The organism is Comamonas sp. (assembly GCF_009360615.1).
Lineage (GTDB): Bacteria > Pseudomonadota > Gammaproteobacteria > Burkholderiales > Burkholderiaceae_C > Comamonas.
The window spans coordinates 1-23,883 of sequence record NZ_SPEY01000095.1; the positions used below are offsets into that span (position 1 = coordinate 1).

General features: G+C 62.3%; 23 protein-coding genes. 1 reads left to right on the forward strand and 22 read right to left on the reverse strand.

Annotated elements, in window-relative coordinates; genetic code table 11:
• The 5 genes from E2583_RS21195 to E2583_RS21215 form a co-directional block, all read right to left on the reverse strand.
• Window positions 1-229 (reverse strand): aldehyde dehydrogenase family protein (locus tag E2583_RS21195; RefSeq protein ID WP_291598380.1); only part of this gene is annotated, 229 nt, incomplete at its 3' end.
• Between the two features lie 113 nt (window positions 230-342).
• Entirely contained in the window at window positions 343-1,272 is a 930-nt protein-coding gene (locus E2583_RS21200) for a dihydrodipicolinate synthase family protein (RefSeq protein ID WP_291598382.1), read from the reverse strand.
• Between the two features lie 11 nt (window positions 1,273-1,283).
• Window positions 1,284-2,456 (reverse strand): L-rhamnonate dehydratase, encoded by a 1,173-nt coding sequence (locus tag E2583_RS21205; protein ID WP_291598383.1) that lies wholly within the window; start codon window positions 2,454-2,456, stop codon window positions 1,284-1,286.
• Window positions 2,457-2,516: 60 nt separating this feature from the next.
• Window positions 2,517-3,566: a 4-hydroxythreonine-4-phosphate dehydrogenase PdxA gene (locus tag E2583_RS21210; RefSeq protein ID WP_291598384.1), complete on the reverse strand. Its 1,050-nt coding sequence runs from the start codon at window positions 3,564-3,566 to the stop codon at window positions 2,517-2,519.
• A gap of 2 nt (window positions 3,567-3,568) precedes the next feature.
• Window positions 3,569-4,546, reverse strand: coding sequence for a tripartite tricarboxylate transporter substrate binding protein (locus E2583_RS21215; RefSeq protein ID WP_291598386.1), 978 nt, complete (start codon window positions 4,544-4,546; stop codon window positions 3,569-3,571).
• A 116-nt stretch (window positions 4,547-4,662) separates the two neighbouring features.
• Here E2583_RS21215 and E2583_RS21220 point away from each other — a divergent pair, with 116 nt between their 5' ends.
• On the forward strand, window positions 4,663-5,607 hold the full coding sequence (locus E2583_RS21220; RefSeq protein WP_291598388.1) for a LysR family transcriptional regulator: 945 nt from the start codon (window positions 4,663-4,665) through the stop codon (window positions 5,605-5,607).
• Window positions 5,608-5,745: 138 nt separating this feature from the next.
• Here the strand turns inward: E2583_RS21220 and E2583_RS21225 are convergent, their stop codons facing one another.
• The 17 genes from E2583_RS21225 to E2583_RS21305 form a co-directional block, all read right to left on the reverse strand.
• A complete protein-coding gene (locus tag E2583_RS21225; protein WP_291598537.1) occupies window positions 5,746-6,666 on the reverse strand; it encodes an SMP-30/gluconolactonase/LRE family protein in 921 nt (306 codons plus the stop codon).
• A gap of 11 nt (window positions 6,667-6,677) precedes the next feature.
• Entirely contained in the window at window positions 6,678-7,556 is an 879-nt protein-coding gene (locus E2583_RS21230) for an amidohydrolase (RefSeq protein ID WP_291598539.1), read from the reverse strand.
• Window positions 7,553-8,530 (reverse strand): tripartite tricarboxylate transporter substrate binding protein, encoded by a 978-nt coding sequence (locus E2583_RS21235; RefSeq protein ID WP_291598390.1) that lies wholly within the window; start codon window positions 8,528-8,530, stop codon window positions 7,553-7,555. Before E2583_RS21235 ends, E2583_RS21230 begins: the two co-directional genes overlap by 4 nt.
• 26 nt (window positions 8,531-8,556) lie before the next feature.
• Window positions 8,557-9,558, reverse strand: a complete 1,002-nt coding sequence (locus tag E2583_RS21240) for a tripartite tricarboxylate transporter substrate binding protein (protein ID WP_291598392.1) — start codon at window positions 9,556-9,558, stop codon at window positions 8,557-8,559.
• A gap of 26 nt (window positions 9,559-9,584) precedes the next feature.
• Window positions 9,585-10,514: an NAD(P)-dependent oxidoreductase gene (locus tag E2583_RS21245; RefSeq protein ID WP_291598394.1), complete on the reverse strand. Its 930-nt coding sequence runs from the start codon at window positions 10,512-10,514 to the stop codon at window positions 9,585-9,587.
• A 244-nt stretch (window positions 10,515-10,758) separates the two neighbouring features.
• Entirely contained in the window at window positions 10,759-11,202 is a 444-nt protein-coding gene (locus tag E2583_RS21250; protein ID WP_291598396.1) for a hypothetical protein, read from the reverse strand.
• Window positions 11,203-11,282: 80 nt separating this feature from the next.
• A complete protein-coding gene (locus tag E2583_RS21255; RefSeq protein ID WP_291598398.1) occupies window positions 11,283-11,804 on the reverse strand; it encodes a hypothetical protein in 522 nt (173 codons plus the stop codon).
• Window positions 11,804-12,226 (reverse strand): hypothetical protein, encoded by a 423-nt coding sequence (locus E2583_RS21260; RefSeq protein ID WP_291598400.1) that lies wholly within the window; start codon window positions 12,224-12,226, stop codon window positions 11,804-11,806. The genes E2583_RS21255 and E2583_RS21260 overlap by 1 nt, the downstream gene beginning before the upstream one ends.
• A 10-nt stretch (window positions 12,227-12,236) precedes the next feature.
• Window positions 12,237-13,916 carry a pyocin knob domain-containing protein gene (locus tag E2583_RS21265; protein ID WP_291598401.1) on the reverse strand — a complete coding sequence of 560 codons (1,680 nt, stop codon included), beginning with the start codon at window positions 13,914-13,916 and terminating at the stop codon, window positions 12,237-12,239.
• Window positions 13,913-14,797: a hypothetical protein gene (locus E2583_RS21270; RefSeq protein WP_291598403.1), complete on the reverse strand. Its 885-nt coding sequence runs from the start codon at window positions 14,795-14,797 to the stop codon at window positions 13,913-13,915. The genes E2583_RS21265 and E2583_RS21270 overlap by 4 nt, the downstream gene beginning before the upstream one ends.
• Window positions 14,798-20,875 carry a phage tail length tape measure family protein gene (locus tag E2583_RS21275; RefSeq protein WP_291598405.1) on the reverse strand — a complete coding sequence of 2,026 codons (6,078 nt, stop codon included), beginning with the start codon at window positions 20,873-20,875 and terminating at the stop codon, window positions 14,798-14,800.
• A 4-nt stretch (window positions 20,876-20,879) separates the two neighbouring features.
• A complete protein-coding gene (locus E2583_RS21280; RefSeq protein ID WP_291598540.1) occupies window positions 20,880-21,329 on the reverse strand; it encodes a DUF1799 domain-containing protein in 450 nt (149 codons plus the stop codon).
• Window positions 21,233-21,718, reverse strand: coding sequence for a hypothetical protein (locus tag E2583_RS21285; protein WP_291598406.1), 486 nt, complete (start codon window positions 21,716-21,718; stop codon window positions 21,233-21,235). Before E2583_RS21285 ends, E2583_RS21280 begins: the two co-directional genes overlap by 97 nt.
• 54 nt (window positions 21,719-21,772) lie before the next feature.
• On the reverse strand, window positions 21,773-22,711 hold the full coding sequence (locus E2583_RS21290) for a phage tail tube protein (RefSeq protein ID WP_291598408.1): 939 nt from the start codon (window positions 22,709-22,711) through the stop codon (window positions 21,773-21,775).
• Window positions 22,712-22,713: 2 nt separating this feature from the next.
• Window positions 22,714-22,917 (reverse strand): hypothetical protein, encoded by a 204-nt coding sequence (locus E2583_RS21295; RefSeq protein WP_291598410.1) that lies wholly within the window; start codon window positions 22,915-22,917, stop codon window positions 22,714-22,716.
• A complete protein-coding gene (locus tag E2583_RS21300) occupies window positions 22,914-23,339 on the reverse strand; it encodes a hypothetical protein (protein WP_291598412.1) in 426 nt (141 codons plus the stop codon). Before E2583_RS21300 ends, E2583_RS21295 begins: the two co-directional genes overlap by 4 nt.
• Window positions 23,336-23,872, reverse strand: coding sequence for a DUF1320 domain-containing protein (locus E2583_RS21305; RefSeq protein WP_291598413.1), 537 nt, complete (start codon window positions 23,870-23,872; stop codon window positions 23,336-23,338). The genes E2583_RS21300 and E2583_RS21305 overlap by 4 nt, the downstream gene beginning before the upstream one ends.
• Window positions 23,873-23,883: the final 11 nt, after the last annotated feature.

Consider the following 23,883-nt stretch of genomic DNA (forward strand, 5'->3'; position numbering starts at 1 on the left):
CCAGGATCTCCGTGCCGATCTTGTCCAGGGCGTCGGAGCGCGCCTGGATGCCCGAGGTGGACCAGGCCGGGAACGCGGCGGTGGCAGCGGCCACGGCCGCCTGCACATCGGCTGCACCGCCCTGGGCGTACTCGCCGATCACATCGGACAGGTCGCTGGGGTTGGTGTTGGGGGAGTAGCTGTCAGCAGCCGTCCACTGGCCGTTGATCAGGTTGTGGTGTGGGGTCATGGATATGCTCTTGATAGAGGAGCTTGCTGCGCTCGTTATTCATAGAACTCAGCATTAAAGTATCTGAATTCTTCAATAAACAGGCCCAACCAGCTCCTGTATTCATCGTCGTCTCAACGGGCCCAGCGCAGCACCAGCGGGTCCAGCCGACGTACAATGACCAGCAGCTGGCGCCGTACCTCGGGATGCATGGGCGGCCAGGGCGAGCGCGGCGCATCGCAGGCGATCACGCCGCCTTCCTTCATCAGCGCCTTCGCGGCCAGGAAGCCGGCCTGGCGGTTTTCGTGGTTGATCAGCGGCAGCCAGCGCTGGTACTGCTCGAAGGCCTTGTCCTTGTTGCCTGCACGGTGGGCTTCGAGGATGGGGCGTATGCCATCGGCAAAGCCGCCGCCGGTCATGGCGCCGGTCGCTCCGGCCTCCAGGTCGGCCAGCAGGGTGATGGCTTCCTCGCCGTCCCAGGGGCCTTCGATGGCTTCGCCGCCCAGTGCGATCAGCTCGCGCAGCTTGCCCGCCGCGCCCGCGGTTTCCATCTTGAAGTAGCTGACATGTTCGATCTCCCTGGCCATGCGGGCCAGAAAGGCCGGCGAAAGTGGCGTGCCCGCGGCCGGCGCGTCCTGGACCATGATGGGGATGTCGATGGCGTCGGACACGCCCTGGTAGAAGTCCTGCACCTGGGCTTCGCCAAAGCGGAAGGTGGCACCGTGGTAGGGCGGCATGACCATGACCATGGCGGCGCCCATGTCCTGTGCGCGGCGGCTGCGTTCGGCGCAGATTCTGGTACTGGTGTGCGTGGTGGTCACGATCACGGGCACGCGGCCGGCCACATGCTCCAGGGCCGTGCGCGTGAGGATTTCGCGCTCCTCGTCCGAAACCAGGAACTGCTCGGAGAAGTTGGCCAGGATGCACAGGCCGTCCACGCCCGAGTCGATCATGAAGTCCAGGCAGCGCTTCTGGCTGGCCAGGTCCAGCGTGCCGTCCTCGTGGAAGGTGGTGGGCACGACGGGGAAGATGCCCCGGTAACGGGGATTGGAGAGTCCGGGCATGCTGCGGCTCCTTACTCGATGATGTGGAACTGGTCGAGGTACTCGGTCTTGAGCGTGAGTCCCAGGCCCGGCACGTCGTCGCGCAACTGCAGGAAGCCGTTGTCGGCAACCGGTTCGCCGTCGAAGATGTACCAGAACAGCTCGTTGCCCACTTCCACGTCGAAGATGGGGAAGTACTCGGCCATGGGCGAGGCCAGCGTGCTCATGGTCAGGTGGTAGTTGTGCATCTGGCCGGCATGCGGGATCACGGGCACGGAATAGGCTTCGCACAGTGCATTGATCTTGTGCGCCGCCGTGATGCCGCCCACGCGGTTGGTGTCGTACTGCACGACGGAGACGGCCTTCTTGTCCAGCAGCTGTTTGAAGCCGTAGAGCGAAAACTCGTGCTCGCCGCCCGAGATGGGGATGATGTTCATGGCGTTGAGCTCGGCATAGCCGTCGATGTCGTCGGCGATCACGGGCTCTTCCAGCCAGCGCGGCTCGAACCTGGCCAGCTTGGGCAGCATGCGCTTGGCATACTCCAGGTTCCAGCCCATGTAGCACTCCAGCATCAGGTCGGTGTCGTAGCCGATCACTTCACGGATGGCTTCGACGGACTTGAGATTCTCCTTCACACCGTCCTGCAAATGGGCGGGCCCGTAGCCGAAGCGCATCTTGAAGGCCTTGAAGCCCTGATCCAGGAATTTCTGTGCTTCGTCCTGCATCTCTTTCAGGTCGGTGCGGTAGAGCTTGCTGTAGTAGCAGGGAATCTTTTCCTTGGTGCGCCCGCCCAGCAGCTTGAACACGGGCTTGTTCACGCTCTTGCCCAGGATGTCCCAGATGGCCAGGTCCACAGCCGAGATGGCGGCCATGGTCACGCCCTTGCGGCCCCAGGCATGGGTGGCGCGGTACATGCGCTGCCACAGGTATTCGTAGTCCCAGGGGTCCTGGCCGATGACCAGGGGCGCCAGGTACTCGTCGATGATGGCCTTGGCTATTCTTGGCGCCAGGGCCACGTTGCCCAGACCGATGATGCCGTCATCGGTTTCGATCTCGACCACGGTCCACGAATGGAAGCGGAAGGTGCTCATGGACTCGGTGTTGGAGTACACCAGATCCATGGCGTTGGAGCAGAAGTTGCCCTGGGGCGGAACGGTCTTGCCCTTCCATTCATAGACACGGGCGCGGACGGACTTGATCTTCATACAGACCTCGGAAGCAAAGAGTGGGTAGGACAGGCGGCCCAGGCCGCCCGGAAAATGGGCTCAGACAGTTGGGGCGACCTGGCGATCGCGGTGGGCGGCCCCCATGCGCGCGGCAATCTGCAGCGCCTGCCAGGTGGCTTCCACATTGGCTTTGCCCTGGCCCGCGATGTCGTAGGCCGTGCCGTGGGCCGGTGTGGTGATGGGAATCGGCAGGCCGCCCTGCACCGTCACCCCGCGCGAGAAGCCCAGCAGCTTGATGGCGATCTGGCCCTGGTCGTGGTACATGGTCACGATGGCCTGGTACTCGCCGGCCTGGGCCTTGAGAAAGATCGTGTCAGCCGGGAACGGGCCGTGGAACGGCGCATCGCTGGGCCAGTCGCGCGCCTGCAGGGCCTGGACGGCGGGCGCGATGATGTCGATTTCCTCGCGGCCGCAGGTTCCGCCATCGCCGTTGTGCGGGTTGAAGCCGGCAATCGCCACCTTGGGAGCAGCTAGGCCGCTGGCGCGCAAGGCGTCGTAGATCAGCTCGGCCGCCTGGGTGATGCGCTCCTGGCTCAGGTAGCTGGCCACGTCCTTGAGCGGCACGTGCGAGGAAATGCGCGAGGTCCAGAGATCGCCCAGCGTGTTGAACTCGCAGAAGTAGCCGGTCACGCCCAGGTACTCGGCAAAATGGTGCAGCTCGTCTTCATGGCGCAGGCCGCCCAGCTTCATCGCCTGCTTGTTCAAGGGTGCAAAGCAGATGGCGTCGATATCGCCGGCCAGGGCCGCATCCATGCATTGGTCGAGCACCTGCAGCACCGAGCGGCCGCCTGCCGCACCCACCTGCCCCTGCACCACATCGGCCTGGGCGACGGTGTCCATGGCCACAAAGGCCGGCAACCGCGTGTCGGCACGCTCGCGCGCAGCCGACAGGCCGGTCAGCGGAACGGTTGCCACTTGCAGTCCGGCGATGCGCTGGCCCTGCTCCCAGAGCCAGGCATCCCCGATCAGCACCAGGTTCGCCTGCTCGGTGGCTTGCGGCCTGGCCAGCAAACGTGCGATGAGTTCGGCGCCGATGCCGGAAGGATCGCCCAGGGTCAGGGCCACAACGGGAAGAGAAGCCTTGCTCATGCTCAGTCCAGCTTGATGTTGTTCTTGCGAATGATGTCGCCGAAGCGCTTGTACTCGGCGAGGTGAAAACTGCCGAAATCAGCCTGGGGCATGGGCCGCAGCTCGGCCCCCACGGCTTCGAGACGGGTCTTGGTCTCGGGCATGGCGATGACCTTGTTGACCTCGTCATGCACTTTTTGCTGCACCGCCTTGGGCGTGGCAGCCGGCATGTAGATGCCGTACCAGGCACTGATTTCCACGTTGCGCAGACCCGCTTCGGCCATGGTCGGCACCTGGGGCAGCTGCGGGTTGCGCTGGGGCGACGTGACCGCCAGCGCGCGCAGCTTGCCCGCCTTGATCTGGCCGATCACCGAGGGCATGGTGTCGAAGCTCATCTGGACCTGGCCACTGACCAGATCGACCAGGGCCGCAGCGCTTCCCTTGTAGGGCACGTGGGTGATCTGAATGCCTGCGGCATCCTTGAACACCTCGGCTGCGATATGCTGGGTGCTGCCTGTGCCGCTGCTGGCGAAGTTGATCTGATTGGGATGCTTCCTGGCCATGGCCACCAGCTCCGCCACCGTGCTGGCCGGCACCGAATTGCCCACGACCAGCACATTGGGCACCGAGCCGACAAAGGCCACGGGCACCAGATCCCGGTTGTTGTCGTATCCCAGCTTGAGCAGATGCGGCGCGATGGCATGGGCCGTGACCACGCCCATGACCATGGTGTGGCCATCCGTGGACTTGGCCGTCATGTCCACGGCCAGCGTGTTGGAGACGCCGGGCCGGTTCTCCACGATCACCGGCTGCTTGAGCAGCGGTCCCAGTCGGTCGGCCACGGCACGGGCCATGGCATCGGTGCCGCCTCCGGGCGCAGAACCCACCAGCATGCGCACAGGCTTGACAGGCCAGCTCGCAGAGTCTTGTGCCTGGGCCTGCCAGGGCAGCGCAGCGGTGCCGCACAAAGCGGCTATGGAAAGTAGATGACGTCTCTGCACATTGGTCTCCTTGGCTTTTCTTATTGCATTGCAGCCCGATCCTAGGGAAGCCGCTGATATGCGTAAACTGAAAGTTATTGATTAATCGATAACCTGAAGCAATAAGAAGCCATGCCATGGGATCGATCGACAAACGTGACAACACGCCACAGCTGCTGAACCGGCTTCGCATGCGTCAGGTGGCCTTGATACTGGCCATCGACGAGCGCCAGACCTTGCGTGCGGCAGCGACCGAGCTCGGTCTGACCCAGCCGGCCGCCACCAAAATGCTGCAGGAGCTTGAAGACGCCCTGGGTCAGCCGCTGTTCGAGCGCCTGGGCCGCCGTCTGCAGCGCAATGCGGCGGGAGAACGGGTGCTGGAATATTTCCGCTCGCTGCGCGGCAATATCGAAGCCCTGAATCGCGAACTGGGCGAGCTGCGCGAGGGAAGCTCCGGGCGGCTCGCCGTGGGCAGCATCATGGCGGCATCACCGGGGCGGCTCACCCAGGCCTTGCTGGCGCTGAAAAAGCAGTTGCCCCTGCTGGAGCTGGAAGTGGCCGTGGACACCAGCGATCGCCTGCTGGCACAGTTGCGCGAGGGGGTGCTTGAAGTGGTCATCGGGCGCATGACCCATGAGGCGGGCGGCGACTGCCGCTTCCGCGCCATCGACGACGAGCAACTGGCCTTCATCGTGCGGGAGGAACATCCTCTGCTGTCGCTGCAGCGGCCCGGCCTGGAGGCCCTGCAGGGGCATGGCTGGGTGATGCAGCCGCCCGGCAGCCCTATGCGCACACTGATCGAGCAGGAGTTCCGCGAGCACAGCTTGCCCCTGCCACGCGGCCTGATCGAGACCGGCTCCATACTCACCACCATCAATCTGGTGCGAAGCTCGAACATGGTGGGCGTGATTCCGCGCACGGTGGCGGACCTGCATGCCGCGCACGGCATGCTGCAGATCCTGCCGTATCGGACCAGACGCAGTCTCGAGGCTTACGGCAGTCTGGTACGCAGGGACCGGCCCGTCAGCCGCTCGGCACAGATGTTCCTGGATCTGCTGCACTGCCACGAAGCAGCGGCTTGATACGTGACGAGGCCGGGCAGGCCCGGTCGTGACATGCGCTCTTTTTTCGCCAAGGTCAAGGAGACACCCGGACCCGGAAGCGGTCGCGGACAGCGCATCAAGCTGCCACTGCAACGCTTCGAGACATCGCGCTGCAGGTCAGGACTTGCGCTGGTGCAGTGGCAGACCCTGCACGTCCATCTTCGCTCTCAAGATCTGCCCTCGCGTGGAATCTGTCACATACAGATCGCAGCGATCTGTACCTCCGAAAGCCAGATTGGTCGTCGAGATGCCGGGCTGGCTGCGCAGAACCTGCACAGGTTCTGCGCGACTGTTGAGCACCCAGACATAGCCCAAACCCGGGTTGGCGATCAGCAAACGCCCCCCGGCGTCCACCGCCAGGCCGTCCGGGCCGCTGGGGCCATGAGAGGTAAAGAACTGGCTTACTTTTGACACACTGCCGTCAGCGAGCAAAGGCACTCGCCACACGCAGTTGCCTCGGGTCACGGCGAGGTAGAGCAGCTTTTCATCCGGGGATAAGGCCACACCATTGGGGCTGGGCACGTTGGACAAAAGCAGATCCAGTTGTCCGTCGGGACGCAAGCGATACAAGCGGCCCGAAGGATCATGCAGACCGCTCTGCCCCTGGTCGGTGAAATACAGATTGCCCTGGCTGTCGAAAATCAGGTCGTTCACTCCTTTGAAGCGCTCGCTGTTGCGACGCTCCAGATAAGGGAAGACTCGCCCGCTTTCGATCTCCAGGCGCATCAACCCATTTTTGTAGTCGGTAATGAGCAGCGAACCGGCATTCAGAAATTTCATGCCGTTGGGTTCGCCGTCATACTCCGCGATCAGGGACCAATTGCCAAGCGGATCTATGCGAAAGATGCGGCCCCAAGGGATATCCGTGACATAAAGATGGCCGGAGTCATCAAACACAGGCCCTTCCAGGAATGAGTCGGCGATGCCTCCGGCACGGTTCGCATCAGCCCATGCACTGCGCTCGCGACGGCGAAAAGACTCGGGCATTGCGCTGAACAGTTCCAGCTCTCGAACTTCAGGAGGATGTAGAAAAAACATTGGGCATTCTTTCAAAAGCGGTACAGCTGCGCCGGGTTGTCCACCAGTATTTGCTCCATTTTTGACGGGGACACGGCCCACGCCATCAGCAGATCCAGCAGGTCCGCATCATTCACCGAGCCGGGGGGTGCCGTCGTGTGAGGCCAGTCACTCCCCCAAACCAGCCGCTCGGGAGCCGCCTCCACCAGCGCTCGGCCGAGTGGCAGCGTATCGGCGTAGGCACGGTCTTGCGCAGTGGAGCGCATATAGGCCCCCGAGAGCTTGACCCAGGTATTGCCGCTGTCGAGCAGGCGGCGCAAAACCTCATAGGCAGCCCCTGATGTGCCTTCCTTGGGGTCGATATGGCCAAGATGGTCAATGACCAACGGCACGGGCAGCGCAGCGAGCAAAGACGCCATCTGAACCAGCTGCTCGGGATGCGCAAAAACTTGAATATGCCAATGTCCACATGCAGGATGTTCAGCCACCTTTCTGGCGAGCGTGGCAAGCATTTGCTGGGTTGTCTTTCCCCAGGATTGAGGGGTGACAAAGTTCACGCGCAAGCCCCGCACCCTGCGAGCGGCAAGCAGGCTCAGTTCCGCATCGCTGACCTCATCTGCAACGACCGCCACGCCACAAGCCCCCTCTCCGAGCTCTTGCAGTGCATCGAGCATGCAGGCGTTGTCCGTGCCATACGTCGATGGCGTCACAACCACCGCTCGCTGAGTGCCCAATCGCGCCTGCAGTGGCCGATAGGCCGACACTGGCGCCTCTGGAGGCTGCCGAATCCAGTGCGGCGACGGCAAGAAGCGCCGGTCAAAGATATGCATGTGACTGTCGCAGGCTTTCGCGGGCAGAACACGTTGGGGACGATTCTGTCCGGAAGAATGCGGCACTTCTCCAGCCATCATTGCTTGTCCATTCCCAGTTTTCCGGCGACCGATTCCCAAAGCAGCGCATCGGACTTCAGCTTCTCGGCAAACGCCTTTCCACTCAGCGCATTCGGCACAGCGCCCAGCTCCTGGGCAAATGCCTGCATGTCGTTGGAGGCCATGGCTTGCTCGATGTTTTTGCGGAGCACTTGGAGAACAGCCTCTGGCGTGCCCCGGGGTGCCCAAAGCCCCGTGAAGTTGACCACCTTGTAGCCAGGTGAGCCCGCCTGTGCGAATGTCGGTACCTCGGGCAGGGAGTTCAGGCGCTGTTCGCCGCTCACGGCAAGCAGTCGGACCTTGCCACCGTGCACCTGGCCCATCACACCCGGAGTTGAGGCGATCTGAAAGTCGATGGAGCCCCCCAGAAGCGCCATGGTCGCCTCCCCTGCCCCCTTGTATGGGACATGGGTCGCGTTCAGCCCGCTGGCGGTCTTGAGCGCTTCTGTCGCGAAATGCGGCATGGTGCCCGCCCCGCCCGTACCGTAGTTGAGTTTGCCCGGATGAGAGCGCGAATAGGCAATCAAATCGGCCAGTGTCCTGAACGGTGATCCGCTGGCCACCACCACCGCCGTGGGAGCGAAGTTGAAGCCCGCGACCGGCACCAGGTCAGTGGCGTGATCCCACGGCAGCTTCTTGAAAACTTGCGGCAGGATGGAGTAGGTCGTGTCGTTGGCCAGTAGCGTGTAGCCGTCGCCAGGCGAACGCGCGACCAGTGAAGCACCAATGGTTCCCGTGGCCCCGGCCTTGTTTTCGACAAAGAAGCTCTGGCCGGTCTGCTCGGTCAGTTTCTGCGCAATACGCCGCGTTACCTGATCCACAGCGCCACCTGGCGGATAAGGAACCACGATCTTCACGGGCTTGGCGGGATAGCTGGCTTGAGCGAATGCCCCCACGGGCGTTCCAGCGCACGCGCAAGCAAGCCACAGGATAGAGGAGAGATGCATGCGATTCATGAGAGATTTCCTTTGCGCCAGTGAATTCACTCGGCTGTGATGTCCAGCGCTTGTGCCACGCGGGAATATGTCGCGACCTCGCGGAGCACCTGCGCTGCGAACGGCGCACCGCACTGCGATTCAGGCTCCATGCCCAGACTGCGCATCCGTTCGGCGGCCGCTTCGTTCTTTGAGAAGCCCTGGGCCACATCCTCCAGCACTTTGACGACCTGGGCTGGTACTCCCGCCGGTGTCAAGACCCCATACCAGGCATCTGCAGTGAATTCGCCAGCGCCTGCCTGCGAAAAGGTGGGCACTTGAGGCAGAAGTGTGGATCGCTTGGAAGCTGCCACTGCCAGGGCATGGAGCTTTCCGTTCTTGATCTGGGACAACACCGAGCCCAGCGTGGCAAACGAGCTGTCGAGTTGTCCACCCATCAAGTCGGTGACCACCGGTGCAGCGCCTTTGTAGGGGACGTGGTTGAAATGCAGGTCATTGACGCGCGCAAACATCTCGGTTGCAAAATGGCCCGAGCTTCCCACACCGGGCGAGCCCGCGGTGATCTTGCCGGGTTGCGCACGCACTGCGGCCATGAAGTCCTTCAAGGTGCGGGTCTGGACTGCAGGCCCGGTCACCAGAACGGTCGGGCTCGTTGCCACAGAGCAAATGGCCTGAAAGGACTTCACGACATCAAACTTCACACGCGCCCCGTACAAGGCGGGGATCATCGTGAGATTGGTTGCGCCGAACAACAAGGTGTATCCGTCGGCCGGAGAGCCAGCAACGGCCTGCGCAGCCAGTATGGTGTTGGCCCCCGGCCTGTTTTCCACCACGAATGGCTGTCCTGAAGTACGCCCTGCGTAATCGGCGAAGGCTCTGGCAACCACGTCTGTCGGACCGCCTGCAGCAAACCCCACAACCAGTCGCACCGGCCTTACCGGATAAGGGCTCGCCTGCGCAAAGCCGCTGCCCGAGGCCGCCAGTATCGCGGTCAGCGAAACGCAACGGATTGCAATTGAACACCGCGTATTTTTCTGAATTTTCTGCATGCAATGTCTCCTGATCGTTTTGAGACCTAGACGGCTGCCTCTTGTCTCAGAACCCTCAATGCATTACGTGCGGCACTCAGACCCATATTCACATATGCGTCGCTGGTCACGCCTCCAATGTGCGGGCTCAGGATGAATCCGGGCTGATGCTGGAACGGGTGATCTGCCGGCATCGGCTCCACGGCAAAGCTGTCCAGCCCTGCAGCGAGCACCTGGCCACTGCGCACGGCGGCAAGCAGCGCAGGCTCATCGATCAATCCACCCCGGGCCGTGTTAACCACGATCACGCCGCGCTTGCAAAGTGCCAGCGTTTCCGCGTTCAGCAGGTTTCGGTTCTCACTCGTCAACGGGCAGTGCAGCGAAATCGCATCACTGTCCCGCCACAACGTGGTCAAGTCCACGGGCTGTACCCAATCCGGCAGATTCTTGGCAAAAGGGTCAAAGCCAATCACCCGCATTCCCAGCGCATCTGCCATCTTCGCAAAGCGCAGTCCAATCGCACCCAGCCCGATCAGACCAATCGTCCGTGCGCCCAGCTCGAGGCTCTTGTGCGTAGCCTTGTCCCAGTGGCCCTGGTGCATTCGCACATCAAGCTGGGGGACAGACTTGGCACACGCCAGCAGCAGCGCGAGTGCCTGCTCAGCCACTGCCGCGGCATTGGCTCCGACGGCCGCCACCACCTCGATGCCGCGTGACCTGGCAGCGTCTTTGTCAATGGTGTCGGTTCCGCTGCCATGCTTGGAGATGACCTTGAGCGATGGCGCGGCGTCCATTGCTTCGGCACCTACCTTGCTGTATCGAACGATGATGGCGACAGGGTCATGCTGACGGCACAGGGCAACAATGTCGTCTTCGCTCGGGGTCTTGCCCGCATAGATGATTTCGTAGTCCGTGAGCAGAGCGAGCGCCTGCGGAGCCAGATCGGCGGCAGTAATGAGAATGCATTCGCGCTTCACAGTGCTTCCCCTTCCTTCAGCACGCCTGCGGCGCGCAGTGCTGCCGGCTGAAGCGCGGCGCGAAAACTGGGGGCGCTGAGGTGTGATAAATCGTGCGCCGCTCTATTTCACCTGATGCAAAGGAATTACAGAAATAGAGCAAAAACACGAAAAAGCCGGCAGATGCCGGCTTTGCTGTTTCTGGGTGATGGGGGCAGAACTCGACCGTGAGGTAACGCCACGGCCAGACTGCAGCCCCTGCCGCCTAAGGTAGCATCCCGCTAAAGGCTTGCTTCAATTTGTCGATGCCATCAACTACACCGCAGGCAGTGGCGAACATCTCGACCGCTTTCCAAGATGTCGCCAGGGCGCCCATGTCGGGATCGGGCCGCTGGATTGCGTCACGCAGAGCTATTGCTTCTATGACGGCTTTATTGGCATCCGCTGTGCCTACTGCTACGGCTTTCTGAATCAGCGCAGTGAGTTCTGAGAGAAGCTCCTCAAGGGGAATTGGACTGAGCCCGCTGCCTGCATAGGCACCGACAGCAATGGTGTCTCTATAAGACCTTGCTCTGTTGCCCATAGCCATTGGCTTGTCAAGCCTGATGTTTCCCGATGCATCGGTAGCACGCCAAATGACGTTTCCATCGCCAATCACAGTGCCTTCGGGGAAGTCTCCTACCAGCACGTTGTCTTTACCCACCTTCATGCTCTGATCCTCTCTTTTGTTGAAAGCTGATCTTAGCCAGAGATGGCATCAGAAAATTGACTTCGTTGATCGAGGTGCCTCTACGCCCAAACAATCGCAGCAGCGGGCAAGCTGGCCGGATCAAATCGCCAGGCGTCATGCGCCGGGCTGCCCAGGGCAGCGGCACAGGCCTCGCTGCAGGTCCAGCGTTGATCCTTTTGCGGGATCACCCAGCTCAGGAAACCCAGGATCAGTTGCCAGTCGTACATTTCGCCTTCGTGCTGCTTGAACCAGTTGGCCGTGGCCACGGGGTCCAGGTTGACCTTGACGACGTCCCAGCGGCTGGGGTCGAGTACCACGCGCTTGAAGCGCACGCCGCCTGTTTTTCCTGCCCTGCGCTGAGAAAACTCGGGAAGTGCCTCGGCCGCCACGCTGGATGCGCACCACAGTGCGCCGTCCTGGTCGGACTCAGTCGTGCCATCGGGCATGAGGTGGCGAACGCCATCCCCTGGCTCAAATACCACCTCGCAATGGCTGTACTTGCCACGCAGGCGCAGCCGGATGATGCGATTGAAAAGCCCCTGCAGACCGGGCCGTGTGGCTTTGTAGCTGGCGATCAGCATCACTCAGACTCCGGTGCGGCCTGTTTATCCAGCTGCTGCAGCGCTGCAATCGTGGCTTGTAGCGCCCCAATCGTCTGCGCCTGCTGGGTCGCTAGCCCGGCAGCCGCCTCCAACTGTGTGCGCTGCTCAGCCAGCGTCTGGGCCGCGTCAGCAAGAGCTGCATTCGTCTGATCGAGCTGCGCCTGACATTGAGTCAGAGAGGCCTTCAGCGCCTCCACCTGGGCCAGAGCCGCAACAGTGGCAGCGCCCAGCACCTGGTCCAGGTCCTGACCAGAGATCGGCAGAGGCTCGCTGATCGATGCGCCGGGCAGGATGGTGTCGCCATCTAGGATTTCGGTAATGGTCTGGTGCTGAGCACCGATGGTCCCGTCGTCGCGGTGAAGGATTTGGGTCCAATAGGGGCGCGTACGCTTGGTAAGCATGTGAATTCCTTTAGGAGACAGTGGTGGTGGTGTTGAGGATTTGCCAGACCGAGCCATTGCTGCGGCAGCGCTTGGAGCCGCCCGTGGCATTGGTCACATCGATTTCATATCCGTTGAAGGCCGAGGCACTGGGCAGAGTGGTCAGCGTGTATTGGCCAACCCGTACCGGCCCAGAAGCCGTCAGGCTGCCGCCCACGAACATGTCACCCGCGATGCCAGCACCTCCAGAGACACGTAAGGCCCCGGTCGTGGAGCTGGTGCTCGCGGTCGTGTTGGTGATGTTGAGCCAGCCTTCAATCTGGTTCTGGGAGTCTCCGCTGAGCCGAAAGCCCCACTTGGTCGCGAATGTGCCGGTGTAGGTGCCCCGGAACAAATGAGCGGTATCTACCGTGCCTGCACTGTTGGTGACGGCAGAGCGCACCCCTTCCACGGTGCTGATGGTGTTTCCTGCATTGTTGTTCTGCACAAAGCCAATCACCCCGATGGAGTTGGTCACGGACCCGGTGCCCGTGTGATTGCAGTAGCAGTACGCGCCGTAAGCGAAGTTCAGAGCGGTGGTTTTGCCGGCACTATCTGTCGCCTGCGCATGCACCCCACGCAGCTCAGTCGCCTCCCCCGCATTCCCCATTGTGGTCGCGCTTCGGGCTTCAATAAGCGAGCCCATGACTGTGACTGCAAACGAGCCTTTGTCCTGTGCCGTCATATCGCCGGTTGCGCGCAACCAGCCGCCACGGTAGGTATGCGAGGCTGTCAGCGCGCCTGGGCCAGTACTGATATCAACCGAGATGCCTCTCACATCCACATTGGGGTCCATTCCAGATGTACCGGCAGCCAGCAACACATTCGAGCTGGCGGTGGCGCTTCCCAGTGCCAGGCGGTTGGACCACATGCCGAGTGACAGAAAGGACGCGACCGATACCCCGGCATAGGACACACCAATAGCGCCAGCAGGCTTATAGAAGCCAGTGGACTGGTCTGCAGAGAAGCACAGTGACGGTGCGGCCACGGTGCCTGCATCGATCAGGATACGCTCGGCAGACGTGCTGCTGGTGAGGATCTGATCCCACAGCGTCCAGACGCCGTTATCGCTGCGCGTGCGCGTCCAGATTTTGGGCAGCGCTCCGCTGCTATAGCTGGAGATGACTTGGCGCACGCGTACAGATCCGCCGCTCTGGCCGCCGGCGTTGTACACCTGCATGCCGAATGCTCCACCGCCCAAGCCGACAGGCTTGTTGATGATGGTGGCACTGGCGGAGGATGTACCGCAGACATACTCGCCTAAACCAGTCACATCATCCAGATTGGTACCGTTTGCAAGACCAGCGGGAGAGCCGGTCAAGATCCAGTTGGCAGCATCTGTACTCGGGTCTGCAGACGCTCGGCCTGCGACCAGGCGCCGATACACCTTGCCAGTGGCAGGGCTCCAGGCCTGCGCACCGGACTGGTAGGTAACAGCAGGGTCAAACTTGCTGGCCCCAATCGCCGCGACCGCAAGATCGGAGGCGTTTTTGGCGACGTCTGCCGCCGCCACTGTGCTGGCATTGAGCAGATTGTTTTCCTGGGCCTGAGTATTGGCGGCCGCCGCGAATGGCGGCAGCGCGGCCAGGAAGGCATCGGCGCGGGCAGCGAAATTTTGCGGGTCGGTGGACTGCGGGACCGGCGTAGGCAATGGAGGAATCAGCGTCGTCATGTCAGGCTCTCAATCTCAAGGGAGCAAAGGTGCTTGGTCGGGTACGCCACTTCCAGGGAAAAGTCCTTGTAGTAGCCGTAGATGGTCATGGGGCTGTATGTCTCGCTGCCAGGCACGCCCAGCCAGACGCAAGGTGTCGCGCGCACTGCTTCAAGGGCACGCTGCACGGCTGGGTAACGCTCGCGCGGCTGCTCAAGGCGAACAGACATGCGCCGGGAGAAACGGCCAGGCTCGAACGACTGGATGCCCTCGGCTGTGGTGGTCTTGCGGCTGTAGTCGATGATCGAAGTCGTAGCACCCCACTGGGCATCGCCCAAGTCGAAGGTGTTACCGACAACCACCGCAGCGCATGCGGCCGGGCCAGTGATCTCAATCTCCAGGCGGCTACCGCTGGACGGCACCAGGCCTGTAAACACCACATCCGGTATTTGCTCGGGCACAGCGAAGAAGTACTCGTACCAGTCCGCTGGCTGGGTTTGCAGCACCTTGGAGAACTGGGCGAGCAATGCGCCATCAGCGCTCAGCTGGGTCACAACGATCTTGGAGCCGATGGCCCCAAAGAAGGCCACTGCGTTGACGCGACCGGGGATGGTCAGCGTCGTGGCCAGATTGCCCGGCGTAACCGTGACTGTGCTGGTTTCCGAGTCGTACATAGACCAGCGATTCGAGGGAGCGGTCAGCATCCAGTACAACGCCTCGGTTGCGGGATTCTTGTCCAGAGCTGGCTCCTGCACGCACTCGTAGGTTTTGCCGGTGGCAGACAGAAACACCCTGTTGCCCAGCGCATAGCTGGTGCTGGCCATCCACTCGGCGTCGGCCGCGCCAGCATTGCTAACGGTGACCATCGTGGGGGTGATCTTCGTAGGCCGTATCAACAGCATTTAAACGGCCTCCAAATACATCACAAAGCGCTGGCCATCGGCATTGCGCACGGGGAAGCCTTCAACGGAAAGGCGGTCCAGAATTCGATGGGTCTTGCCTGTGTTGGTCGCAATGGCACCGGCATCAGCGCGGCGCTCGGCACTCAGCACTTCAACCACCCGGCGAAGACGTACCAGCTCGGCCAGCAGCGGAGCCAGGTCAAAGCCTTGGCTGGGTGCTGCCAGCATGCTGCGCGTCATGTCAGCGCTGAAATACCGGGCCGGTCCCGTGACTTCCAGCTCTGGGCCGCGCTCACCGACCAGGCGCAGACCACCGGAGTGCAGGCCACCGGCCGCAAAGGCGGGTACAGGCCGCCCCTGCAGAGCGGCGATCACGGCCCGCAGGCCGTCGCGGGTGGTGTCGGTACCGGCCTTGATGGCCTCGGTCATGACCTGGTCGCTGCTCTTGGCACCGGCTTCCAGGGCGGCCAGGGTGCTGTCGATCTGGCCGAGAAGGCCCAGGGACTCTTCCTGGTAGTTCTTGGGCGCGTCCTTTTCAATGCGCCCAGCGATGGCTTCTGCCCTGGCCAGCAGCGTATTGACCAGGCTGGCGTACTCGGCACCGCCAAGGCCTGCCTCCTGGGCCTTTTGCAGCAGGGGCTGCAACAACGAGTTCATTTCAGAGCCATAGCCCGCCAGGGTTTCGCCGGTCGTGGACATGGCCATCGAATAGGCCACGTTGTAGCGCTCTTGCAGGTTGGCAAACTGTCCCGCCGTGCTCATCTGGCTGAAGCGAATGTCTGCCACGGTGGAGCGCAGGCCGCTGGCCGAGGCGTTCATAGCCTGCGCCAGTTGGGCCTGAGACTGGTAGTAGGCGACGGTCTCTTCGCGCAGCTTGCTCAGGTTCGATACCGCCTTGCCGCTGTCCAGGCTGTATTTCTGGAGGGCGGCGACGTAGTCGAGCTGGGCCTTCTGCGCATTATTGGAAGCGTTGGTCTGTGCAGCGCGGGCAGCGGCCAGGGCCTGCTCAGCCGTGGTCACCTTGTTGGCCAGGGTGGCTGCCTGGTCACGCAGAGACTGTGCCTTGGCGCGGTTGGCGGCCTCTTCGTCCATGGCCTTTTGATAGGCGGCCATGGCGTTCAGATAGGAATTGGTGCTGCCCAGGCCAGAGCGCAGGCCCGAGGTGCCCAGCCTGGTCAGCTGGTCCGCGAAGGCCTGGATTTCAGACGTAGGCAGGTTCTGGAGCTTGGCCAGCATATTGGCCTGGGTGTCCTCATACGTAGCCAAGCCCTGCAGGCTGCCCGGCACGTACTCACCCTGAATGCCCGACTGGATATTGCCGTGGCGCAGGTAGGTGGCCACCAACGCACGGGCCGCATCGCCACGCTTAGCGTCCAGTGCGGCCGCACTGCTTTGCAGACCAGGTGCCTTGTTGGCGTTGTTGGCATAGGCCGTGGCGTACTCGTTCTGACGCTGGTTCACCAGGGCGTCGGCCTTGGCCAGGGCGGACTGGGCATTGGCAATGCCGGTCTGGCCTGGCAGGGAGACGGTCTGCTGCTGGATCTGGGCGCGGATCTGCGCGGGCGTCATGACCGTGGGGCCCAGAATGCTGATGGCGGCCTCACGCACCGCCTGGCGCTCGCTGGCAATGCTGCTTAGATCGTCTTTGACGCGCTGGGCGATCAGCTCAAAGGCGCTGGTGATCGTGGCCGTAAATGTCTTGGTGTCGACACTCGCAAGGGCTTTGGCCAGGCCGTCGATGTTGATCACGGTGCCGCTGGCCGAGGTCTGCAGGGCGTAAATCTCACTGCGCAGCAGGCCAACTGCCGCCTGGGCGGGATTGAGCGCGGTCGTGGTGGACTGCACCTGGTTGGACCAGGTCAGCACACCGCTGGAGCTATCGCCCAGAATCTTGTTGATGCTGGACATGCTGCCGCCCAGCGTCTGGGCCTGGCTGGTGGTGCCGCTCATGGCCTCGCGGGCGATCTGCATGCCAGGTGCCACTGCGGCCGCACGGGTATAGGTCGAAATCAGGTCTGCGGCCGCCGCCTTGGCCAGCTCATCGAGCTGCTTGGCCGTCTCGTCAAACTGCGGGGCCATCTGCAGCAGCATGGCGTATGCCTTGCGGCCGTGGTCGGTCGTCAGGTCCAGGCTGGAGACCAACGCGCGGAACTCGGACTGCGTGCCAGGCAGCGCCAGGCCCAGCTCGGACAGCTGCTTGGTCATGGCGGCCGTGCTGTTGTTGGCACGCTCAGCCTGGCTGTAATAGGTCTTGTAATAAGCCTCGGAGGCCGAGATATAGGCATCCACGCTGCCAAAGTTAGCCACCAGCTTGCTGGCCATGTCTGCGCCGGTCAGGCCTACGCTGTAGAGCTTGATGCCCAGAGTCTCAAACGTGGCATTGGTGGCGGCCAGGCTGGTGGACAAGCGCGTCAGGGTGGCGGACTGGCTCTCACCAGCCTTGGTGTATTTGTCGGTGCCCAGCACCAGGGCGGCCATGGTGTTGCCTGCGGCCGCCATTTCCTCTTGCAGGCGAGCCGTGATCTGGTCGCCGGTCAGGCCTTCCGTGCTGAAACGAATGTCCCGCGTGTACTTCTTGACCGCGTCAGAAGACAGGCCGAGGGCCTTGGCCTGCTCGCCAATATTGGTCTGCAGGCCCTTGAAGGTCTCCTGCAGGGCGGCGTTGGCCTCCAGTTTGCCAATCTTGCTCCAGCTGCGGTCACTTCCAAACCAGCCGCCGTCCCGCTCAAACTCGGCATAGCCGCTGAGCTGCCCTCCCAGGCTGCCGGTGATGCCCGAGCCGGTCTGCGTGACTTCTCCGCCCCAGATGCCCATGCCGTCGACCAAGCCGCCAAGAACTGAGCCGATCATGGTGCCAATGCCCGGCATGATGTAAGTGCCGATGGCTGAGCCAATGGCTGACCCGTATTGGCCTTGAGTAAGGCTGTAGATGCTTCCCAGGTAGCCAGCGGCCGAGCCCAGACCGCCCTCAAAGCCAGGCAATGTCTTCAGATACGCGTCGGCCGACTGCACCGTCTGGCCCAGCGACATCAGGGACGAGCCAGCAGACTCCCAGCCCTTGGTAACCAGGCTCATGCCCTGGTCCATCATCCAGGTGCTGCCTTTGGCACCCCAGGTCGACCAGTCGGCAAAGCCGCCATTGAGCAGGTTGCTGCCGCTGCTCAGAATGCCCGAGCTGCCAGCCAGGCTGGCGGCCGTACCAGTGGCACCGGCAGCGCCGCCGCCCGTAATGCCCAGCATCTGGCCGACGATGCGGACCACAAAGGGCTGTGCAAAGGCCTTGTAGAGCTGGTCCGCAACTGTGGTTCTAAAGGTCGTGCCCAGGCTAGTTGTGAAAGACTTCCACTTGCCCTCTCCGCGATTGAGCATGTCCGCAAATCCCTTGCGGAACACATCGTCATACTGCTGAACGGACTCGCTCCAGACCTGCAAATTGACCTTTGCGCCTGCGTTGGCCAGCTCCTGCAGGCGGGCCTGCTCCAGTGTGGCCAGGGCCGCCTTCTTCCCGGCGTCATCCAGGTTGAGCTTGTCTACGGCCGCGATTTCCTTGGCATAGCGCAGCTCCACCTGGCGCTGGGCGGCAATGATCTGGCGCTGCTGCGCGCTGGCCCCGGACAGCTCAAACTCCAGCTGGTAGGACTTGCCCATTTCCATGGCATTGCGCAGCAACTCATCAGCCTGTTGCTTGACGGCCTTGTAGTCAGCCTGGCCAAGCGCTGCGACGAATCGCTTCTGAGCAGCTATCTTGCGCTCCAGCCCTTCGATGTACTTCGGGTCGAACGTGCCGCTGCTCTCTGCCTCGGCCAGTTGATGCTCCAGCGTAGCCAGCGTCATCTGCTGAATTGCTGTTCGGCCCTTGCCAAACACTTCGTTGGCAGCTTCCTGCTCCCTGGTCCGCTGCACTATGGCATCGGCATCCTTGTAGTTGCCGTCAATGATGGCTTGGTGAGCCTTGAGCGACTTCTCTAGGCCGTCATTGCTGCGCAGTTGCACTGCCAATGCATCGGCCGTGGCCTTGGCTTCCTTCAGCTTGGCAATGGTTTTGCCGTCAGTGGCCAGTTTCAACTGCTCGGCAATCTTGAGGCTCTCGCGCTCGGCGGTGTTCAGATCGGAAGCGCCAATGCCGGTGGCCACCAGTTGCTGATGGTATTGCTGGGCTGCCTGCAGCTGGCTGCGCAATGTGGCCAGTTGGGTGTCAGAGAGGGAAACACCAACTGCGCCCTTGGGCTGCTTTGGGTCCTTGTATTTTTCATTGATGCCCGACAGGAGCTTGTCGTACTCCTGCTGGCTGAGCGCCAGCGTCGCTCGGTCTCGGTTGAGCTGCTCAATCTCTTGCTGCCGGATCTCAGAGCGTGAGCGCACCTCTTTTTTGAGGGCATCCGTGCGCTGGCGTGCTTGCACCTTGGCGTCTTCAGTGGCCTGCTGCTCGGCTTTGATTTGCGCCTGAGCCTCTGCGGCTTCCAGTGGCGCGGCCTGGGCATGCAGATCTCCAAGCTCCTTTTTCAGTGCAGCGATCTTGCGTGCCCTTTGACGAGCGCCGAGGTCGACGTATGCGCCGCCCTCTGTGGTCGAGCCTGTAGTGGTGAGCAGCCCATTGAGTTCACGGGTCGTTTCATCCACTTTGGCACGGATGTCGCTAAGTGTCGCTGCGCGCCCCACATTGAGCATGGAATCCCAGGTCTTGCGCGCGACTGACCCCAGGGTCTCCCATGCGCGCTCGAGCGTGCCCAGGCTGCCCTTGATTTCAGCGGACCGTGCTGCCATGGCACTGGCATAGGTCTTTTGCGCCAGCGCGGCGGCTTCGTCCTTCTGGCCCTTTTCCTCCAGGGCCTTGATCTGCCGGTAGACGGCCTCTGTCAGGTAGTGATACTGCTCATTGAGCTTTGCGCTGGCCTGGGCTGGAGCCTCGCCCAGCTTGGACATCTGCTCGACTGTCGTTTTGATGGGCTGGCCGGCATAGCGCTCCAGATCCGCTGCCACGATGCTGAACTGCTGCAAGTTGTCCCTGGCCACCACGCCACTGGCAGCCATCGCAGTCAAGGCTTTGGAGGCTTCATGCTGAGAGCCGATCACATCGCCTGCAGCGCGGGCCATGTCGGTCATTTGATTGACCGTGGTGCCTGCTGCATTACCACTCATCACCAGGGCGCGGGTATAGCCGCTGGCCTCTGCAGAACCCTGGTAATAGGCCGCAGCCATCAGGCCACCGACACCCACCAGCGCACCAATGGCAGCTGTCACCGGGGTAATAGCGCCCAGCATGGCGCGAGCAGCGTTGCTCACCCCGCCGAAGCTGTCCTTGATCTGCCCGCCTTGCTGAATTGCCACCATCCACACGGGCATGCCCGAAGCAATGCTGGTGACCACGTCCGTCATCTGCATGGGGAGCATGCGCATGGCCTGGGCGTGTTGACCAGCACTGATGGTGCCGCGCTTGTTGGCGCTGTTGGCGCTGTCCAGGGCCTGTATGTATTGCGCCGCGGACTCAGAAATGCCCAGTTGCGCCGCACGATACTGCAGCACCTCGGAGGAGGATTTGCCCTGCAAAGCGACCTGCTCACGCAGGCTGGCCATAAAACTGTCCTGCGCAGCCGTTGCGCGCATCTTGGCTGCTGTGGCCTCTCGCTGGGCAGCGTCTTCCTGTCGCGCGGCTTCGGCCGCTGCCAACTGGGAGGCTTTCTGGTTCTGGAACTGCAGGATGAGACTTGCAGCTTCAGAGGCAACACCGAGCTGAGTGGCCCTGTAGCGCAGCAACTCATCAGCAGATTTCCCTGAGACAGCAATTTGCTCGCGCAGGGTTGCCAGGAACTGCTGTGCAGCCTGGCTGGCCTGGACCTGGCTGCCGGTGACCTCTTGGCTACCCTTAGCGACTTGATTCAGGCCCTTGCTGGCCTCATTCGCGCCTGCCAGGACCTGGCTGCCCATGCGTGCGGCTTCTGCGCCCACCCCTTGCAAGCTTTGCTCGGCTGGCCCACCGTCGATTCCCGCAATGGCTTTGGCAGCCTCGGCCGCTCCAGTCTTGACGCCGCTGACGTCTAGTTTTGCGCGGTATTCGACGGTGTTATTGCTGCTAGCCATAGTGCTATTGCTTGTTGCGCAGCTTGCGCGCTTCGTCTTCCAGGATGCGCACCTGCATGAGTACAGAGCGCCGCTTTTTAGGCTTGATGCCGTGCATGTCCATCACAGCAAGAAGGGATGCGTAGTCAATCCCTTCGTAGAACACCTTGGCGAATCCAGCGATAACACGCCACTGGGTCCAGGTAGACAGGAAGCACTCCCATGCGGGCCAGAGGTCGGCGGACAGCTCCAGGTCTTCGTCCTGGTCCTCCTCGATCTCCTGTGGCTGGGCCTGCTTGACCAGGTCTGGGTCAACACCGAGCTTTTTCCACTGCTCCCGCAGCTCGGCGTCTTCCTCTTCAGTGCTGCGCGGCCCGGTCAGGAGGTGGTGACGGACTGCGCTTCGGAGTTTTTTTCCACGTCCTCGACAGACACAGGCTTGCCCGTGGCTTCCAGGTAGGCTTTGACCAAGCAGCCTTCCAGACCGTCCAGGTCCTCTTCCAGCTCTGCGCGCGTAGCAGGCGTATAGGCAACAAACCCACCTTCGTGGTCCTTCAGGTCCCAATCCGCCAGGACTTCATTGAGGACCTCGGCGTCATTGGTGGGCTGGGCCGCCAGGCGTGCTCGCAGGAAATCGCGCGTACCGGCCTCGGTTTCGGGGTTGTCGATCTTCTCCTGCAGCATCTTGCGGGTGTCTGGCAGCAGGCCAGAGACCGCAATGCGATGGTCCAGCGCAATACGCTCGGACTTCTTCAGGCGCTTGAAGCGCGCCCGGAACTTGAGCACCTCGGGCTTGTCATCGTCGCCCACTCGGGCGAAGGTGACAGAAGTCCAGAAGGCGACGGATGGAAGGATGACGGCCATAACTACTCTCTTTGAAACGGGTTTTCAGGGAACTGGGGGCTCAGGGCGTAGCGATCAGACCGTGATGGTCCATTCGTCATTGCCTGCGCTGCTTGGGATCAGCGTCAGAGGGATGGTGATCATCTGGATGCCGTCCTGGTCGCTGAAGCTGGGTTTGCCGATCTGGGCCTGCGGGGCAGCGATAGAGACGGTGTTCGTCAACGCCTGGCCATGCTTGAGAACCAGCGGCACCTTGGCACCGGTGCGGGCCATTTCGATCCAGTTCTTGGTGGCCACATCCGTATTACGGAAGGTCACGCTGGCCGTGGATTCGCGGCCTGTGATGTCGGTGTCATCCACCTTCATCAGGTCTTGCTTGACCACTTTGTTGCCGAAGTCCAGATTGAAGCTGCTGGCCTCTGCCTGGTACCCGTCCAGGCTCAATGTGCTGTTGAGCTTGTTGACGCCCAGAGGGCGCTGGAACTTGGCGTAGTTCACGGCGGGCATGCTTGCGGCGTCTTCCACCGGAATGAATGCGCCCGTGAACTCAAACTGCCATTTCGGGATGCCTTTGGCATCAATCACGGCCTTGCAGTTGCCGCGTGCGCCGCTCATCTTGTAGACCAGCTTATCGAGCGTGGCGATGATGGTCAGGCTCTGCAGGTTGTCGGTGACCGGGGCAAACACAGTGCCTGCCGTAGGGCTGGGCGCAGGCGTATTGGTGGCACTGGCTGCACAGGCGCGAATCAGTGCTTCGTAGCCAGGCAGATCGCCTGCCACGCCCACACCGGCCAGGCCCACGCTGAATGACACCTTGCGGTAGATGGTGACCAGGACTTTTTCAGAGGCACCAAAGTAAGGGCGGATCACGCCCTGGCTGGCCTCGTCGCCCTCCAGAGGCGTCAGCGTCACGTCGCTGACTTGGATGGCATTGGCGGCCGTGGGAGCGGCCAGGGTGCCGGAAACGGCTTCGATCATGGCCAGGATGGCCAGCTTGTTGATGTACTTCGCCATGCTTACTCCTCGGAAGTTACGGGCTTGTCGGCAACGAGCTGGCGTTTGCCGTCAATGATTTGGTAGAGGCCGCCCTGGCCATGGAACTCGTCCGTGGCGTCATTCGTGGCGGTCTGCGTGGGCTGAACCACGGCCAGGGAGGCATCGGCTCCTGCGGCAGTGCTGGGCGTTTGCCCTTCTTTGGCTTTGCCATTGGTAGTACTCATTTGCTGCTCCAGTAGTGCTCGATGTGGAACTCGTCACCCCACCAGACCCGGCCGTTGTCCAGGTCGATGAGCTGCCCCCTGCCTGCGGTCAGGGGGCTGTCAACACCGTCAGGTGCCCAGCCAAGCAGGGCTTCACGGATCTCGCCTCGCAGCCGCTCCAGCTCGTCGTTGGCGGCGCTGCCCGTGCTGTCGCGCTTGTTGTCCAGGACCAGCACGATGGAAAGCGTGGTTTCGACGGCCTGCAGCACGCTGCCGCTGAAGGCTGCGTCAGCACCAGGTCGGTCAGCCATCGGCACCACAAAGGCGGCGGGTGTGGCCACAGACGGGGCTTTGAGCGCGGCCGCCAGCTCCAGAGCCCCATCCACCATGCGCAGGCTGGTTTGGGCTTTGAGGCGCTGTTTGACGGCATTCACCATGCTCATCGGAAGGCCCCCAACTGGCGGCGGCTGAACACGGGGTCAGGGAAGCTGAAACGCACGTCCGTGTTGGCACCTGCGCTGCCACCGGCTTGCGGATCGTCCGCGCCCAGGCTGAACTTGCCCTCGGCCGTGGCCTGCAGCAGGCGCTGTGCGTCGCGGTAGTCACGGGCAATGGGCGAGGTCTTCTCGTCGCTGATGCCGTCCTTCTGCAGCAGATAGCGGGCAATGGCACGGGACCAGCCCGCAATCAGCTTTCGAGTGGATGCCGCCGACAGATCCATGGGCACGGCATAGCCGCGTTTGGCCAGGTAGCCGTCAATCACGGCATCGGCCTCAGACACGGCGTCGTCAATGCGGCGCAGGGCTGCATCAGCATCGGCAATGTCCTCTGCACTCCATGCCCCACGGTCAAGCCCGCGCAGCGTGGCGTCCATCAGATCGTCCGCAATCACGGCCTTGCCGTCCGGTGTGGCCACCTGGGCCAGCTCACGAGCGCCTGGGCGCTCGGCCAGCTCTGCATGGGAGATGTAGGGCATGGCGCGTCTGT

Excerpts from the sequence above, each read along its gene's own strand:
- E2583_RS21230 (WP_291598539.1), bottom strand. The coding sequence starts at position 7,556 with ATGATGGCTGGAGAAGTGCCGCATTCTTCCGGACAGAATCGTCCCCAA.
- E2583_RS21235 (WP_291598390.1), bottom strand. The coding sequence starts at position 8,530 with ATGAATCGCATGCATCTCTCCTCTATCCTGTGGCTTGCTTGCGCGTGC.
- E2583_RS21240 (WP_291598392.1), bottom strand. The coding sequence starts at position 9,558 with ATGCAGAAAATTCAGAAAAATACGCGGTGTTCAATTGCAATCCGTTGC.
- E2583_RS21265 (WP_291598401.1), bottom strand. The coding sequence starts at position 13,916 with ATGACGACGCTGATTCCTCCATTGCCTACGCCGGTCCCGCAGTCCACC.
- E2583_RS21270 (WP_291598403.1), bottom strand. The coding sequence starts at position 14,797 with ATGCTGTTGATACGGCCTACGAAGATCACCCCCACGATGGTCACCGTT.
- E2583_RS21210 (WP_291598384.1), bottom strand. The coding sequence starts at position 3,566 with ATGAGCAAGGCTTCTCTTCCCGTTGTGGCCCTGACCCTGGGCGATCCT.
- E2583_RS21220 (WP_291598388.1), top strand. The coding sequence starts at position 4,663 with ATGGGATCGATCGACAAACGTGACAACACGCCACAGCTGCTGAACCGG.
- E2583_RS21290 (WP_291598408.1), bottom strand. The coding sequence starts at position 22,711 with ATGGCGAAGTACATCAACAAGCTGGCCATCCTGGCCATGATCGAAGCC.
- E2583_RS21205 (WP_291598383.1), bottom strand. The coding sequence starts at position 2,456 with ATGAAGATCAAGTCCGTCCGCGCCCGTGTCTATGAATGGAAGGGCAAG.
- E2583_RS21295 (WP_291598410.1), bottom strand. The coding sequence starts at position 22,917 with ATGAGTACTACCAATGGCAAAGCCAAAGAAGGGCAAACGCCCAGCACT.
- E2583_RS21275 (WP_291598405.1), bottom strand. The coding sequence starts at position 20,875 with ATGGCTAGCAGCAATAACACCGTCGAATACCGCGCAAAACTAGACGTC.
- E2583_RS21260 (WP_291598400.1), bottom strand. The coding sequence starts at position 12,226 with ATGCTTACCAAGCGTACGCGCCCCTATTGGACCCAAATCCTTCACCGC.
- E2583_RS21305 (WP_291598413.1), bottom strand. The coding sequence starts at position 23,872 with ATGCCCTACATCTCCCATGCAGAGCTGGCCGAGCGCCCAGGCGCTCGT.
- E2583_RS21285 (WP_291598406.1), bottom strand. The coding sequence starts at position 21,718 with ATGGCCGTCATCCTTCCATCCGTCGCCTTCTGGACTTCTGTCACCTTC.
- E2583_RS21225 (WP_291598537.1), bottom strand. The coding sequence starts at position 6,666 with ATGTTTTTTCTACATCCTCCTGAAGTTCGAGAGCTGGAACTGTTCAGC.
- E2583_RS21200 (WP_291598382.1), bottom strand. The coding sequence starts at position 1,272 with ATGCCCGGACTCTCCAATCCCCGTTACCGGGGCATCTTCCCCGTCGTG.
- E2583_RS21250 (WP_291598396.1), bottom strand. The coding sequence starts at position 11,202 with ATGAAGGTGGGTAAAGACAACGTGCTGGTAGGAGACTTCCCCGAAGGC.
- E2583_RS21255 (WP_291598398.1), bottom strand. The coding sequence starts at position 11,804 with ATGCTGATCGCCAGCTACAAAGCCACACGGCCCGGTCTGCAGGGGCTT.
- E2583_RS21300 (WP_291598412.1), bottom strand. The coding sequence starts at position 23,339 with ATGAGCATGGTGAATGCCGTCAAACAGCGCCTCAAAGCCCAAACCAGC.